Below are 15,872 nucleotides of genomic sequence, written 5' to 3' on the forward strand. Positions count from 1 at the left end.
GAGAGTCGAGTCGAGGTTGTCGGGCAGTTCGGCGAGGAGACCCATCGCGACGGCCGGCGCGCGCTGCGTCACCTCGGCCTCAGGGATGTCGGTGCGATGGTCGATCTCGAGATGTATTCCATCGTCGGTGATCTCGAAGGCGTAACTCAGCGGGTATCCGCCGACGCCGGTCGACACCGACCGGTAGTCGACGCCGCTCCCCGTCTCCGTGACACCACGTACCGGCGCGCTGCGGACCGAGGCCATCACGTCGGCGACAGGGAATCGCCCGCCGCGGGCGCGGAGCGCGGTGAGCAGGGTGCCGTAGTCGATCGATGCGAACTCCATGGACGAGTAGATCGCCGACATCATGCGGCGCAACGACTCGCGCACCGACGCCGTCGGGTCGACGGTGCATCGGATCGGCACGACGGTGCCGCAGTAGCCGACCTCGCGGGGATCCTCGTCGGAGCGTCGGTTCTCGCTGGGGACCAGCATCACGAGATCGTCAGCGCCGGTGAGCGAGTGCGCGGCCAGGGCGCACACCCCGATCATGAGCGCGTTCGATGTCGCGCCCACCTCGCGGGCGACCTCGCCGAGTGCGGCGACCACCGCGGGGTCCAGTGCGCGCCGGTCGCGCGTCACCGCACCCTCGTCGAGCGGCGTGATCCAGCTCTGTTCGGCCGACTCCGTGGGCAGGGCCCCGGTCAGCGGATGGCGGATGTCGTCGGCCGCCCAGGTCGACAGGGCATGGCGCAGTGCGTCGTCGACCTGCGGTGCCGCCCGGTCCGCGGCGACACCGGCGACCGGGGTGACGGCGGATGTGCCGGTGACGAGGGGCCCCAACAGCGCCGGCCACGAGGTTCCGTCGACGGCGATGTGGTGGACGACGAGGATCACCGTGCACGTTCCGTCGGGCGCCACGGTGAGGCGCGCGCGGGCCGGCACCTCTTCGGCCAGTCGGAACGGCCGGCGGGTGAGTGAGGTCTCGTCCACATCGCCGGGGGCCGCGGCGCCCTCGGCGTGCGCGGGCCACTCCCAGACGGTGTCGGGCACCGACCATCCGCCCTCGACATCGGCGGATTCCCGTCGCACGACACCCTCGTCGTCGACGATGACCGACGACAGGACCGGGCTGCGCAGCGTCTCCTGCAGGGCGGTGACCACCTCGTCGGTGCTGCGGCCATCGGTGAATGTCAGCACCAGACCGATGTTGTGCGAGACGGAGTCGGGGTCGAGCTGGTGGATCCGCCACATCCGCCGCTCGGCGACACCGAGCTCGCCGTGCAGCCGTGGCGACGGATCGTGTGCGGCGTCAGGGGTCGGGGGTGTACCCGTGGCCGATCCTCCGGCGTCGACACCGGCGAGGCGTCGTCGCATCAGCTCGAGTCGTGATTCGTCCAATACGCTCACGCGTCCTCCATCATCAGGTGGTCGGTCGTTGCGGTCGTGTCGTCGCCCAGCGCGGTGATGGTCGACAGCCGGTCCCAGGAATCGACGACGGGATACAGATCGCCGCGCGCCCATCGGTGCGACTGGTTCTCGTACGTCGGATGGCGCGGGTCGCCGGAGGCGCCGAGGGGGACCACCCATCGACTCGCGGAACGGTCGGCGAGATCCCACACGAACCGCGCGGCCGAACCGACGCTGCAGGCGTGGCTGAAACCGATGGCGCTGCCGTTGGCGAACACCGTCTCGGCGTCGCCGCCGAGTGCATGCGGGTGGGGGCGCAGCCGCGCGGACAGCGCGGGGTGGGCCGTCGTCGCTCCGACGAGGTCGAATCCGTGGATCGGGGTGAGCACGTGCACGTCACCCCACGTGGGGATGTCGTCGAGGTGTTCGAGCCCGGAGGCGACGGCGTCGACGGCCTCGCGCAGGATGGCGCCGACGTCGGCCCCGAGTCCACCCGCGTGCGCGATCACCGATTCCAGCGCCGCCGACACGCGGGGCAAGGAGACGAACCACGGGTCGAACACCGCGGGGAACACGTGCCTCGTCGCCAACGGCTGCAGGGCGGGTGACCGGATCAGTCCGCGGACGAGATGGGCACGGATCTCGGCGAACACGTAGGCCTGCGTGCTGTCGACCGCCATCGATCGGTCCCACCCGTCGAGGCGGGCGACCAGCCGTCGTGCGCGCTCGTCGAGTCCGTCGATCTCGTCGACGAGTCGCAGCACGATGTCCCGCGCGTCGAGCACGTCGTCGCGATGGATGCGTTCGGCATCGGCGACGCTGTGGTGCGCCTTGGCCTCGAGAAGGGCTGCGATCCGGTCGGCGCGATCGGCGCGGACGCATTCGGTGGTGACCGGCTGGAGTGGCGCGGTGGTCATGCGCTGGTTGGCGATGACGGAGAACGACGTGACGTCGGGTGACTCCGCTCCGTCGTGCACGGACGTCGTGCGCATCCCCGTCCACCGGTGGCGGTCGGTCCACCCTGGCACCGGCAGCCAGTAGTTCTCCGGGGTGCGTTCGGGCATCGCCCCCACGAGGTGCGCGACCAGGCGACCGCTCGTGTCGCCGATGACGACGCGGTTGACCGGCTCCACCCAGTCACGCAGGGCGCGTTCGACACCCGCGATCGACGTCGCGAACAGCAGGTCGATGAACGGGTCGGCGGTCGTGGTGTCGTGGTGCAGGATCGGGGTGCGCAGGCTCAGTGCGATGGGTGCGTCGGGTCCGCCGACGATCACCGATCCGTGTGTGGTCTCGATGATCTCGACCGGTACCGGTTCGGCGTCGCGCACCGTGATCGATTCGGTCCATGTGGTGACCGCGACGTCGCCGTGCGGGCCCCGCGCGGTCACCGATCCGTCGCGGCGCGAGAGGTGTTCGATGTAGACGTCCTGGTGGTCGCCCATCGCGTTGGTGATGCCCCACGCGACCGGACCCGCGTGGGCGAAGTGCGGCACCCCCGGGACCCCGGCGAACGCGAACCCGACAACGTCGAATTCCGGTGACGCGAGGTGGGTCTGGAGGTAGATCCCGGGGAGTTCGAGGAAGCGGTGCGGGTCGCCGGCGATCTGCGGTGTCCCGCTCGCCGAGCGTGCGGCGGCGATGCCCCACGCGTTGCTGCCGCTGATCGCGTCGCTGAGCGGCGTGGGTCCGGGAGGCTCGGTCCCGATGGCGCCGGCGGCGAACTCGGCGAGCACGGTCTCGACGAAGGCCGCGTCGGGCAGCGGCGGATCGAAGGGGTCATCCGGGTCGGGGGCGGCCGGACTCTCGAAGTCGAACAGGCGCAGCGCATCCGTGCCGAGATGGGTGCAGGCGTGCACCCTCCACAGCTTGGTGAGGAAGCGGCCGAACAGGATGTTGTGGGTGATGAACACCGCGATCGGTGTCCACGGTCGCCAGGGCAGCGGCCGGTGGTCGAGCTCGGTGAGCTCGAGCGCCTCGGCGGTCGCCAGTGTGCTGTTGACCCCGTCGACATACGCGCCGAACAGTTCTCGTGTCCGGACCGACGAGCGGGCGAGGATCGTGCGTGCGGCACGGTCGATCCCGGCGCGCCGGGCGAACTCGTCCCAGCCGATGGCGTCGGCGCCGAAGACCTCGGCGGTGCGACCCTCCGACCGGAGCCGGAGGAACTCGATCTGCCAGGCGCGGTCCATCCCGCAGGCCTGTCCCTGTCCGTAGAGGGCCCCGCGTGCGGAATCGGCACGGATGTGCGGGATCCCCCATGCGTCGCGGAGGATCTCGACACCCTGGGCGTCGCAGGGAGCGGTCACGGATGCTCCCGGGTCGGCGAGGGGGCGAACCGGGCGATCGGGTTGACGAGGCGGTGGTCGGTGTCGAGGAGTGCGGCGTAGGAGTCGCCGAGATCGACCATGCGGCGGCTGTTGCCGAGCTGCAGCCGGTTCATGTGGATCGCACCGAAGTCGGGTGCGAACAGATGCCACCGGGCGAAGCGGTCGGCGAGCTCGGGGTGGGCGGTGATGTACTCGGTCACGCTGTCGGCGACGGCCGTCCAGAACGACATGTCGTCGCAGAGACCGGCCTGGTGCAGGATGCCCGCGAGTGGGCGGAGGAAATCGTCGAAGACGTCGGACAGGATGCCGAGATTGCCGATGGCGTCGTCGGTGTGCACGACCGCGCGTCGGCACGACTCGGGTAACCCGGGGGCGTCGTCACCGATGGTGACCTCCTCGCCGATGTCCTTGAGGATCGCCCGCACGGGCACGCCGCCGTCGAGCACGAGGATGAGGTTCTCGCCGTGCGGTGAGAACTTCAGCCGGTGGCGGTAGAGGAGATGGATGATCGGGTGGAGGTAGGCCCGCAGGTAGCGCGAGAGCCATTCCGTGGCAAGCAGTCCCGAGCGGCGGATGAGCGCTCCCACCAACGGATCGCCCCGGTGGTCGACGTGGAGCAACGCGGCCATCGTCATGAGCTGCTCGTGCTCGGCGACGAGTCCGACGGGGCTCTGTCGCCACAGCGCCGACATCAGTTTGCGGTACTCCGAACCGGGCGTGGTGACGCTCTGCAGCACAGGGTTGCGGTAGCCGATCGCGACGACCTCGAACAGCATGGCGAAGCCGAGTTCCCGGAGGTGTTCGTCGTCGCCGACCCGGTCGCGCACCCAGTCGTTGATCAGGGGTGTGGTGCGCATGTAGTCGGCCGACATCCCGCGGGTGAAGCCCATGTTGGTGATCGACAGTGCGAGCTTGACGTAGTGCCGACGGTTGTCGGTGGCGTTGAACAGTGTCCGGATCGACTGCTGCGGCCGATGGAGGTCGTCACCCTCCCCGACGAACACCAGTGTCCCGTCGGCGAGTTCCCGCGCGAACACACGTGTCACCTTCTCGTTCCACTGCCACGGGTGCACGGGGAGGTAGAGGTGGTCGGCGGGCTCGAGTCCTCGCGCGAGCAGGACCGCGTCGAAGCGAGCGAGGGTCGCCGCGCCCAGTTCGTCGACCAGGATGTCCCGGTGGTCGTGATCGGTCATCGCCGCGACATCGCAGTGTTCCCGCGGTGCGGCGACCCACACGAGGCGACAGTGTTCGCCGCGCTCGGGCGCATAACGGGCGACGTCGGTGGAGCTGAACCCGATACGGCCGGCGTTGGCGACGATGCAGGGATGCCCTTCGGTCATCGTCTGCTCGATGGTCTGGAAGTCCGCGCAGGCCAGGTCGGCGGCCGGGATGCGCAGGTGCTCGGGTCGATCGGCACCCAGACCGAGCGTGTTCACGAACTCCTCGAGATATGCCGGAACGGCGTCGGGATCGATCCCGAGGCGTTCACGCAGGTCGAGCAGGACGGCGACGGGGTCGACGGGAACCTCGGTGCCGTCGACGAGGCGGCGGATCGAGGGCTCGTCGATCACCCAGTTGTCGAGGAGGAGCACCTCGGCGCGGAAGACGTACTCGGTGCGCTGGTCGTCGGACAGCACCAGGTACATCGAGCCGGGACCCGAGGTGTCCCGATCGTCGGTGTGATCGGGGTCGGCGCCCATCGGGATCGGGTGGATGATCTGTTCGTGGGCGAACTCGGCCAGCACCTTGCGGGCCATACGCCGCCCGTACACCGTCGCCATGTCGGCACGACCGTCGGCCACCGGCGACACTGTCGAGGTCACGAGTCGCCCGACTCGGTCGCCGCGAAATCGTCTGCCGTGCAGTAGCTCAGACGCGCCATCTTTGCACCGACCGGGTGATCGCCCTCGACGCGGAACCCCACCAGCTCGTTGAGTCGGTGCACGGCGGTGTTGCGGACGTCGGGCTCGACCACGACACGTCGCGCCTCGGCCTCGCCGAACGCGGTCCGCATGATGTGGCGCATGACCGACGCGGTGAAGCCCGCCACCGGTGCATCGGTCGGCGCGACGAGCAGGTGCATCCCGATGTCCCCGGGCTCGTGGACGTACCCGGTACCGGCGTCGGCGAGTTCGCTCGTCCGTGGCTCGTAGAGTTCGAACAGGAACTGCGGGTCGCCGTCCACGATGCCGAGTCGCATACCGAAACCGCCTGCGTCTGCGTGGGTGATCAGCGCGACCACCTCCGCTCGGGTGGCGCTCGCCATGTCCCAGAAGTGCGACTTGGGATGGGTGAGCCAGCGGTGCACGAGGTCGACGTCGGTGTCGAGATCGATGCGGCGATGGGTGATCGCCGGGCTCGTCCGGCCCAGTTCGGAGGCGACCTCGCCGGCGGAGAGACCCAGCACGTCGAGCATGACCTCGGCGACCTCGGTGATCGACGCACCGTGCAGCTCGTCCAGTCGTGTCGCGAGACCGGCGACCGTCCGGTGGGTGAAGATGTCGGCGACGGTCACCGACGCCGTGGCGCCGGGAACCGCGAGCCATCGGCGGATCTGCGCCACGAAACGGGTCGCGAGCACCGAATCGCCCCCCAGGGCTACGAATTCGTCGGTGACACCGATCGGTCGCGTGTCGAGGATGGTCTCGAGCACCGTCACGAGGGCCTTCTCGACCGGCATACGCGGGGCGATCGACTCCGCCGACCCGGCATCGCCGAACTCGGCGGCGACGCGGGCGCGGTCGAGCTTGCCGTTGGGCGTCAACGGCAGTCGGTCGGCGACGGTGATCGACCGCGGGATCATGTGCGCGGGGAGCAGATCGCGCAGCGCGTCGGCGAGATCCGTGGGTTCCGGCGTCTCCGCTGCCCCGATGGTGACCGCGGCGCGCAGGTCACGTCCGTCGGTCCAGGCGACCGCGGCCGACACCGGCCCCAGTCGCAGGAGTGCGGCCTCGACCTCGCCGAGCTCGACGCGATGGCCGCGGATCTTCACCATGTGGTCGTCGCGGCCGAGGAAGTCGAGGAACGCCCCCGGCAGATAGCGCGCGACGTCGCCCGTCCGGTACCACCGCACACCGTCGACCTCGACGAACCTCTCGGCGGTGCGGTCGGGGTCGCCGCGATAGCCCGCGGCCACACCGTCGCCGCCGATCCACAACTCACCCGGTACGAAATCAGGTCGGTCGCGGCCGATGGCGTCGACGACCCGGCAGCGCACGCCGCGCAACGGCGTGCCGTACGGGACGAAACCGGTGTGGTCCCCGACGTCGGCCAGTGCGCAGACGGTCGAGTGGATCGCCGTCTCGGTGGTGCCGCCGAGGCCCGCGACACCGACCCCGGGCACCTGCTCGGCGATGCGACGCAGATTCGCGACCTCCACCCGGTCGCCGCCGGTGAGCACCACCCGCAGCGACGCGGGCATGTCGGAGATGTCGAGGAGCATCCCGAGAACCGTGGGGACGCAGTTGAGTACGGTGACCGACTGCTCGTGTAGGGTGCGGGCCCACGAATCGACGCGCGTGGTGGGGTCGTCGTCACCGACGACGACCGCACCACCGACGGCGAGCAGGGCGAAGATGTCGAACACCGACAGGTCGAACTCCAGCGACGACACCATGAGGGCGCGATCGGTGGCGTCGAGTCGGTAGCGATCGGTCAGGTCGGTCAGCGTGGCCACCGCGGCGCGATGGGGGACCTCGACACCCTTGGGTGTGCCGGTCGACCCCGAGGTGAACAGGATGTAGGCGAGCGAGTCGGGACCGCTCGTGTCGTCGGCGGGCTCGAGGGGCGGGTCGGATGCGGTGTCGTCGAACACGACGACGGCGAGCGCGGTGTCGGTCACGCGGTCGGCCCGGTCGGTGAGCACCGCCGCAGGGGTCGCGACCGCGACGATGCGGTCGCGGCGGTCGTCGGGCTGCGACGGGGAGATCGGGACGTAGGTGGCGCCGGCGGCGAGAACCCCGACGGCCGCGACGATCTGAGCGGCACTCTTGGGCATCGTGACCACGACGGTGTCGCCGGCTCCGACACCGGCGGCGCGCAGTGCTCCCGCCACCCGTCGGGCGCGGTCGGCGAGTTCACCGTGCGTCCAGGTGGATTCGCCGTCGATGAGTGCCGGGGTGTCGGCGCGGTGGGTGGCGAGGTCGAGCAGGCGGCGGTGCAGTGTGCCGTCGAAGGTGTCGGTGACGGGCAGCGGATGCTCTACGGCGCGCCGCTCGGCGATCACCTCGGCCGGGACACTCGAGGGTGCCGGCCGCTCCCAGTCACCAGCGATCAGCAGGTCGAGCAGTGCGACGTAGTGGTCGAACATCGATTGCGCGACAGCGGGATCGAGATCGGAGGCGCGGACATCCCAGTTCACCAGCAACCCGCCGTCGATCTCGGTGACCTGAGCGTCGAGAAGGACCTGCGGGCCCTGCGACACGATCCACGTGGGCGTGCCGAACACCTCGGTCACGGCGGGGGAGAACAATTCGCCGAGGCCGAGTGCGCTCGTGAACACCACCGGCGACACCACCGGTTCCCCGCGGCGGCGGCTGAGGTCGCGCAACACGTCGAGTCCGCTCACGGTGCCGTGCGCCGCGGCGTCGTGCATCGCCGCGCGCATGTCCACGGCGCGTTCGGCGAGCGTGCGGGGCGCCGTGAGATCGACGGCGACGACAAGGGATGACGTGAAGTCGCCGACCACCCGTTCGACGTCGGGGTGGGTGGCGTCGCGATCGAAGAGGGGAACCGTCAGCAGGAAGCGAGACGTGGCCGAGTGTGTCCCGACGGCCTCGGCGAACACGGCGGCGACCGCGGTCGCCGGTGTCACGCCTCGCGAATGTGCGTGGGTCTCGAGACGCTCGCGGTCGGCCGCGTCGATCACGTGGTGCAGTCGCACCGTCGCAGCCGTGCCCGCCGGGGTCGACGCCGGGCCGGTCGGGTCGGTACGCGGCAGCTCCGGTGGTCCGGGGAGGTCGTCGAGACGCGCCTGCCACCAGGCGATGTCGGCGTCGCGGGCGGGCCGTGACGTGCGCTCCGCCGACAGGGTGCGGAAGTCGGTACGCAGCGGGGTCAACTGCTCGCCGCGGTACAGGCGGGCCAGGTCGTCGACGAGGACGCGGAAGCTCATGGCGTCGGCGGCGATCATGTCGACATCGAGATGCACACGGGTGCGACCGCGGGGCAGCAGCGTGAGATCGGTACGGACCACCTGACCGTCCTCGACCGGCAGCATCGCGTGCGTGTTCTGGTGCCGCTGCTGCGCGAGGAACTCCTCGACCGCCTGATCGGACCGACGGCGCAGATCGTGCACGCGCACCGTGTCCGGGTGAGCCGATCCGACCCGCTGGGTGCCGTCGGGGGCCACGGCCACCCGCGTCATCGGATGGCGTTCGAGAAGCGCGGCGACCGCCCCGCGGAACCGCTCGGGATCAATTGCCGCGCCGTCGAACTCGACGTACAGATGTGCGGCGACGCCACCCAGGTCGTGGCTGTCGGAACGACCCACCCAATAGGCGTGCTGCATGGGCGCCAGCGGGAACGACGGGTCGTCGTCAGCGGCCGTATCGGCTCGCTGCTCGTCCGCGGGCTGGGCTGCGGCCGCCTGTCCGGCGAGCAGGCGCGACCACGCGTCGATGGTCGGTTCCTGCGCCAGACGCGCGAAGTCGATGTCGTGCCCGCGCTTGCGCCAGTGACCCGCGAGCCGCATCATCCGCAGCGAGTCGAGACCCTGGGCGATGAGGTCGCCGTGCGGATCGAGATCGGCCGGATCGACGCCGAGCGCCTGCCCGACCGTCGACACCACGTCTGCCGACACCTCGTGCGTCGGCACCGCTGTATCGACCACCATGTTGACTCCCCTTCGTTGCCGGCTTCCGTCGAACTTAGGTTAGGTTAGGCTTAATATACAAACGGTGGGGACGTGGAGAGGTGTAGGCCGATGTCAGTCGCTCCGACCGAGCACGAAGTGGCACAACGCGATTGGTACGACAACGACAGCTCTCGCACGAACTGGGCTGAGGTGATCGATGCGTCGATCAGTGCGAGCGACGCCGTGTTGTCGGTCTTCGACACGGCCACCGAGCGGTGGGTGCAGCGTCCGTGGCGCGTGGTTCGCGAGCGCGCGATCGAGATCGCGTCCTGGATCGACGCCACCCGCGGCGGTCGTTCGACGGGCGCGGCCATAGGTCTCGTCGGCGATCCCGGTCCCGACCTGGTCGCCGCGGTACACGCCGCATGGCTGTCGGGGTCGGCCGTCTCGATCCTGCCCGGACCGGTGCGTGGCGCCGACGACGCGCGGTGGGCGGTCGCGACCGCGGCGCGTTTCGCCGGCGTCGGGGTCGACATCGTGCTGGGGTCCGGAGCACAGCTCGAGGCGTTGACCGCGGTCGACTGTGCGCTGCACATCGACCACGTCGACCTCGTCGGTGTCGGCATCGACACCGACGCTCTTCGCCCGGTCGGCCTCGTCGGCGACGCCGCGGCCATCCTGCAGGGCACGGCCGGGTCCACCGGTGACCCGAAGACGGCGGTCCTCACCGCCGAGGCGGTCGCGACGAACACCGCGGCCCTGGTCGATCGCCTGCGCCTCGATGCCGCCGACGACATCGGTCTGAGCTGGTTGCCGCTCTACCACGACATGGGGCTCACGTTCCTGGTCGCGGGGATGTCCACCGGGATCCCGCTGTGGCTCGCGCCGAACTCGGCGTTCGCCGCGTCGCCGTTCCGGTGGCCGCAGTGGCTCACCGATTCCGGCGCCACGGTCACTGCGGCGCCGAACTTCGCCTACGACATCGTCGGTCGGTACGGGACGCTTCTGGCGGGCGCCGATCTGTCACGCCTGCGGGTCGCGCTCAGCGGCGGCGAACCCATCGACCCCGACGCTTTCGACCGCTTCCTCGATCGGGCGGCGGCGGTCGGATTCGATCCGGCTGCCGCGACACCGGCGTACGGGATGGCCGAATCGGTCTGCGCGGTCACGGTTCCGGCGCCGGGGGAGGGTGCTCGCTACGACCGGGTGACCGTCCGCGGTGACGACGGGACGACCATCGAGAGGCGGTATCCGCTGCTCGGCGAACCGCTGGAGGGCATGGAGATCCGCGTCGTGCCCGCCGACGTCGCGGTTCCCACGATCGAGGGACGCGATGTCGGGGCGGTCGAGATCCGGGGCACGTCGATGATGGCCGGTTACCTCGGGCATCCGCTGATCGAACCCGGCACCTGGTTCCCCACCGGCGACCTCGGATACCTCGTCGACGGCCGCCTCGTCATCTGCGGTCGGACGAAGGAGATCGTCATCGTCGCCGGTCGCAACCTGTTCCCGGTGGAGATCGAGCGCGCGGCCGCCGGTGTCGAGGGCGTCAGGCGCGGAGGGGTGGTGGCCGTGTCGCGGGCGTCGGGTCGACCCGGTCTCGTGATCGTCGCCGAGACCCGCACCACGGGAGACGCAGTGGGCCAGATGCGGTCCGCGGTGATGTCGGCCGTCGCCTCCGACTGTGGCGTGGTCCCCAGCGACGTGGTCTTCGTCGCACCCGGATCGGTACCACGGACCACCTCGGGCAAACTCCGCCGCCTCGCGACCCGCGACCTCGTCGAATCGGGGGCGTGGTCGTGACCGTCGTCGCGCCCACCGACACCTACCGGGAACTGCTCGACCGGGTCTTCGACGACGAGGTACGCGGCTGCGTCGACGAGGCCGAGGCCACTGCACACTTCCCGCGCCCGCTGATCGAGAAGCTGGGCGCTGCAGGGGTGTTCGCCGAGAAATGGGGTGACGCGACTACCCCCGACATCGGCAAGCTCGTGGCGTTGTCGTTCGCGCTCGGCGGGCTGGGGTCGGCCGGGATCGGGGTCGGGGTGAGTCTGCACGACTCGGCCATCGCGATCCTGCGTCGGTTCGGTGGCCGTTCGGAGACGCTGCGCGCGGTCGCGGAGGCGGCCATCGCCGGCGAGGCGGTGCTGTGTCTCGCCGCGTCGGAATCGTCGGGCGGCTCGGACCTGCAGATCGCGCAGACCTCGATCACGCCGCAGGACAGCGGCTTCGGAGTCCGTGGGCACAAGAAGTTCGTGTCGTTGTCGCCGATCGCCGATCACATCCTGGTGGTCGCACGGGACACCTCGGCCGACGGTTCGGCGGCCCACGGCAACGTCGCACTCGTCCTGGTGCCCACCCGCGATGTCACGGTGCACGCGCCGTGGGACAAGGCCGGTGCCGCACCACTCGACACCGCGTCGGTCGAGATCGACACCTGGGTACCCGCAGACCACCTCATCGGTCGCCCGGGGACGGGCCTGGCCATGGTGAGTTGGGGACTGGCCCACGAACGACTCTCGATCGCCGGGCAGGTCGCCGCCGCGTGCGAGATGGTGCTGGGTGTCACGGTCGCCCGGATGCAGGACCGGACGCAGTTCGGGAACACGCTCTTCGAGCACCAGGCCCTGCGGCTGCGGGTGGCGGATCTGCATGCGCGCGTGGAGATGCTGCGGTGGTCACTGCACGGCGTCGCGGCGGCGGGCCGTCTCGACGTGCGCACCGCCTCGGCGCTGAAGGTGACCGCCGCGCGTCTGGGCGAAGAGGTCATGGGGGAGTGCATGCACATCTTCGGCGGCTCGGGGTATCTGCTCGACGAGACGCCGCTCGCCCGATGGTGGCGGGACATGAAGCTGGCCAGGGTCGGTGGCGGCGCCGACGAGGTTCTGTGGGAGCTGGTCGCCGCCGGCATGCGGCCCGACGTGGACGGCTACCGCCGTTTCGCCGACTCGATCAGCTGACGTCACCGTTTGGTGATTGAGGTTAGCCTCACCTATATTCTGACCACACCGTGGACGACTGCGTCCACCACGCCACGAGGAGACCACACGACATGACCCAGGGCGACCCCTATTCGGTTGACTCCCACGGGACCGACCCCCGCGACACCGCGGTGACGCCGTCGAAGCGGACCTCCTCGGTGAACCTGCCCACCGTGCTCGCATCTGCCGGTGTCGCCGCTGTGGTCTCGGCCGTCATTGTCACCATCGGCGTGGTGGGACTGGTCATCTCGGGCGACATCGACGGTGAGCCGAGCGCGTCGGCGCAGACGCCGACTGTCGTCAATCTCGGTGCCGCGCAGTCCGCTTTGACCCAGCAGCCCGTCGCGCAGGCGGCCCCCACCTCGGCCGCTGCGACCGCAGCGGCCGCCCCGGCTGCCGAGCAGGTCCCCGAGAGCGGCGGTGGCGCGGGCGCAGGCAGCGCTCCGGTCGCGACCGCCACCACCGGCCCGGCGCCCATCGCCGCGCAGCCCACCGCGCCCCAGCAGGCCGCCACACCGGTTGCGCCCCAGGCACTCACCGCCGGCCAGCTCAACACCAAGGTGCGCATCCTGATGAACACCGGGGCATCCCGCTCCACGCGTGCCGATGAATTGCAGTCCGGCGCGCGGGGTCTCGGCTCGGTCGACGGCGTGGCCAACCTCCTGCGCGTGAGCGGAGCGGGCTTCACCTACCGGATCATCGACCCGATCACCGTCAACGGCACCACCCTGAACGCCACCCTGCAGATGACGCTGGTCGGCCAGGGGTCGAAGACCCAGGCGCTGTCGTGGGTGTGGACCGACGGCAAGTGGAAGCTGTCGAACTCCAGCACATGCGCCGTCGCCGGTCTCGCCCTGCTGCCCTGCACGGTCTGACCGTCGCGTGTCCGCGACCGCCGCACACCACCTCTCGAGGAGAACGATGACATCACGACGCCGCATGACGGCCCTGACAGTCGCGCTGATCGGCGCACTCACGCTGGGGATGTCGGCCTGTAGCGCACCGGCGGAGAACGACGACGCCTCCGGTTCGGTCGCGCCGGTCACGATCAACACCTCGGCCGGGTCGGTCACCATCGACTCGATCCCGAAGCGGATCGTCGCGATCGGTGACCAGTGGACCGACGCCGTCGCGGCGTTCGGGGTGACCCCGGCCGCCTACGGCACCACCGCGCAGATGCAGGGCGGATCGGTGTCGCCGTGGGTGAAGGACAAGCTGGGGTCGGCGAAGCAGATCAACCTCTCCGGTGACCGCGTGTCGCAGATCGCGGCGGCCGATCCCGACCTGATCCTCCTCCCCGGGTTCGGGGTCGAGTCGGCGGAGATCGGCAAGCTCAAGGCGATCGCCCCCACGATCCCCAGCATCACCGGCGCGCAGATCGATCCGTGGCAGGACCAGATCACCCTGCTCGGCACCATCCTGCGGCAGAAGGACAAGGCCACCGAGATCATCGACGGTGTGCAGGGTCAGGTGACCGAGCTGAAGAAGGCCGACCCCGGTCTCGCGGGCAAGACCTTCACCTTCGCCTACCTGTACTCGGCCGATCAGATCCAGGTGTTCGGCGACCCCAAGGACGGTGCAGCGACACTGTTCGCCGATCTCGGACTGACCATCCCGCAGCGACTGCAGACCCTCGCCGCACAACAGAAGATGCCGCGGTTCCCGATCAGCACCGAGAACATCCCCGAGCTGAACTCCGACCTGCTGGTGGTCGCGGCCTCGTCGCCACAGCTCGCGGCGACGCTGAAAGACCTTCCGGGCTACGGACAGCTCGACTCGGTGAAGCGCAACGCGGTCGCCCAACTCGACCTCACGGCCATCACCGCGCTCAATCTCCCGTCGGCGCTGTCGATCCCGTATGCCCTGGACAAGCTGAAGCCGGCACTCGCCGCGGCGGCGGCCTGACGCCGCTTCCGCGCGTCGTCAGTCCAGGTCGACGATCACCGGTGCGTGGTCGCTGGCGCCCTTGCCCTTTCGTTCCTGGCGGTCGATCTCGGCCCCGGTGACGCGGGCCGCCAGGGCCGGGGAACACAACGCGAAGTCGATGCGCATGCCCTCGCGACGGGCGAAGCGCAGCTGGGTGTAGTCCCAGTAGGTGAACACCCCGGGCCCCGGGGTGAACGGGCGGACCACATCGGCGAACCCGGCGTCGACGACCGCATCGAACGCGGCGCGTTCGCGCGGCGAGGTGTGGGTCTTATCGGCGAAATAGGCGGTGTCCCAGACATCGTCGTCGGTGGGCGCGATGTTCCAGTCGCCGGTCAACGCGATCTGCGCCTGCGGGTTGTCGGCGAGCCACGCGGCGCCGGCGGTGCGCAGCGCCTCGAGCCAGGCCAGTTTGTACTCGTAGTGCGGATCGGTCAGGTCCCGGCCGTTGGGGACATACAGACTCCACACCCGCACCCCACCGCACGTGGCGCCGATCGCACGCGCCTCGATCACCTTCTCGGCGTCGGCCTTGCCGAAGGCGGGCTGGCCGTCGAAACCGCGGGCCACGTCATCGATGCCGACGCGTGAGGCGATGGCCACGCCGTTCCACTGGTTGTGGCCGAGCGTCGCGAGGTCGTAGCCCGCGGCCGCGAAACCCATCGCCGGGAACTGTTCGTCGGTGCACTTGGTCTCCTGGATGGCCAGGACGTCGATGTCGTGACGTTCGATCCAGTCGACCACCCGTTCGCTGCGGGCCCGGATCGAGTTCACATTCCACGTCGCGATACGCACGCCTGCGAACGCTACGCGTCGCCGGTCGGGCAGACCCCGGCGAGGTTCAGCCGGTCGCAGCCCGGGGCGCGAGGATGTATCCCATGCCCGGCACGTGTCGGATCCACGTCCACCGTGTGGTGAACGGTCCGCCCGGCCCGTTCATGTCGTACATGTGCAGCCACGTAGACCCACCGATGCGGCGGAGCGCGTCGACCCACCCGACGTGGCCGTATCGGCTCGCCCCCTGCACGCCCGGCGGGAACACGACCATCGCGAACGGGCGCGGGGCGGCCGATGTCGACCAGCCGGTGGCCCGGGCGTTGCGATACCAGTCGGCGGCGTTGCCCGCGAGCGCGGCGTAGCGACCGGAGTAGGCGCGGAACTTCTCCATCGCGCCCCAGGTGCACTGGCCCGGTGCACCGGTGTTGTAGGAGATCGTCTGTCCCACAGCGCGACCGGAGACGACGGTGGCGGGTGCCGCCGACACCGGGGCGGCGGCGACAGCGGCGGGCGCGACCGAGACGACCAGCGCGAGGAGGACGCCGAACAGGCGCGAACGCAGCATCAAGGGCGTGACCTTCGGTTCAGCCGACCCCGAACCGGACGTCTGACGTGGCAGGTGCCGCGACGAAATGTAACGGAACGGTCGCGGTCGTGTCCACGAAATCGCGG

The 15,872-nt window shown here is 70.1% G+C and carries 9 protein-coding genes and 1 pseudogene; 4 read left to right on the top strand and 6 right to left on the bottom strand.

What is annotated here, in order from left to right:
* Positions 1 to 6 precede the first annotated feature (6 nt).
* From TU34_RS24240 to TU34_RS04475, 4 genes and pseudogenes are all read right to left on the bottom strand, one after another.
* Positions 7 to 1,506, bottom strand: a pseudogene (locus TU34_RS24240) (condensation domain-containing protein); the annotation flags it as partial.
* Complete coding sequence (locus TU34_RS04465) at positions 1,389 to 3,701, bottom strand: penicillin acylase family protein (RefSeq protein ID WP_045821658.1); 2,313 nt, start codon at positions 3,699 to 3,701, stop codon at positions 1,389 to 1,391. The gene TU34_RS04465 and the pseudogene TU34_RS24240, both read right to left, overlap by 118 nt.
* Positions 3,698 to 5,503, bottom strand: a complete 1,806-nt coding sequence (locus TU34_RS04470; RefSeq protein ID WP_052688754.1) for an IucA/IucC family protein — start codon at positions 5,501 to 5,503, stop codon at positions 3,698 to 3,700. The genes TU34_RS04465 and TU34_RS04470 overlap by 4 nt, the downstream gene beginning before the upstream one ends.
* 38 nt (positions 5,504 to 5,541) lie before the next feature.
* The gene (locus tag TU34_RS04475; RefSeq protein ID WP_065973491.1) at positions 5,542 to 9,555 is read right to left on the bottom strand and encodes a non-ribosomal peptide synthetase; all 4,014 of its coding nucleotides are present in this window, start codon (positions 9,553 to 9,555) and stop codon (positions 5,542 to 5,544) included.
* 90 nt (positions 9,556 to 9,645) lie between these two features.
* On the opposite strand from TU34_RS04475, the gene mbtM reads away from it, so the two are divergent.
* From mbtM to TU34_RS04495, 4 genes are all read left to right on the top strand, one after another.
* Positions 9,646 to 11,319 carry a long-chain-fatty acid--ACP ligase MbtM gene (mbtM, locus tag TU34_RS04480; RefSeq protein ID WP_045821659.1) on the top strand — a complete coding sequence of 558 codons (1,674 nt, stop codon included), beginning with the start codon at positions 9,646 to 9,648 and terminating at the stop codon, positions 11,317 to 11,319.
* A complete protein-coding gene (locus tag TU34_RS04485) occupies positions 11,316 to 12,476 on the top strand; it encodes an acyl-CoA dehydrogenase family protein (RefSeq protein ID WP_045821804.1) in 1,161 nt (386 codons plus the stop codon). The genes mbtM and TU34_RS04485 overlap by 4 nt, the downstream gene beginning before the upstream one ends.
* A gap of 92 nt (positions 12,477 to 12,568) precedes the next feature.
* Positions 12,569 to 13,372 carry an MTB12 C-terminal domain-containing protein gene (locus TU34_RS04490; protein WP_045821660.1) on the top strand — a complete coding sequence of 268 codons (804 nt, stop codon included), beginning with the start codon at positions 12,569 to 12,571 and terminating at the stop codon, positions 13,370 to 13,372.
* Positions 13,373 to 13,436: 64 nt separating this feature from the next.
* A complete protein-coding gene (locus tag TU34_RS04495) occupies positions 13,437 to 14,402 on the top strand; it encodes an ABC transporter substrate-binding protein (RefSeq protein WP_045821661.1) in 966 nt (321 codons plus the stop codon).
* Positions 14,403 to 14,420: 18 nt separating this feature from the next.
* Here TU34_RS04495 and TU34_RS04500 read toward each other — a convergent pair whose 3' ends face one another.
* Positions 14,421 to 15,218 (bottom strand): exodeoxyribonuclease III, encoded by a 798-nt coding sequence (locus tag TU34_RS04500; RefSeq protein WP_045821662.1) that lies wholly within the window; start codon positions 15,216 to 15,218, stop codon positions 14,421 to 14,423.
* A gap of 46 nt (positions 15,219 to 15,264) precedes the next feature.
* Entirely contained in the window at positions 15,265 to 15,765 is a 501-nt protein-coding gene (locus TU34_RS22240; RefSeq protein ID WP_052688728.1) for a CHAP domain-containing protein, read from the bottom strand.
* Positions 15,766 to 15,872: the final 107 nt, after the last annotated feature.

Origin of the sequence: Williamsia herbipolensis, assembly GCF_000964005.1 — a bacterium.
GTDB classification, from domain to species: domain Bacteria; phylum Actinomycetota; class Actinomycetes; order Mycobacteriales; family Mycobacteriaceae; genus Williamsia_A; species Williamsia_A herbipolensis.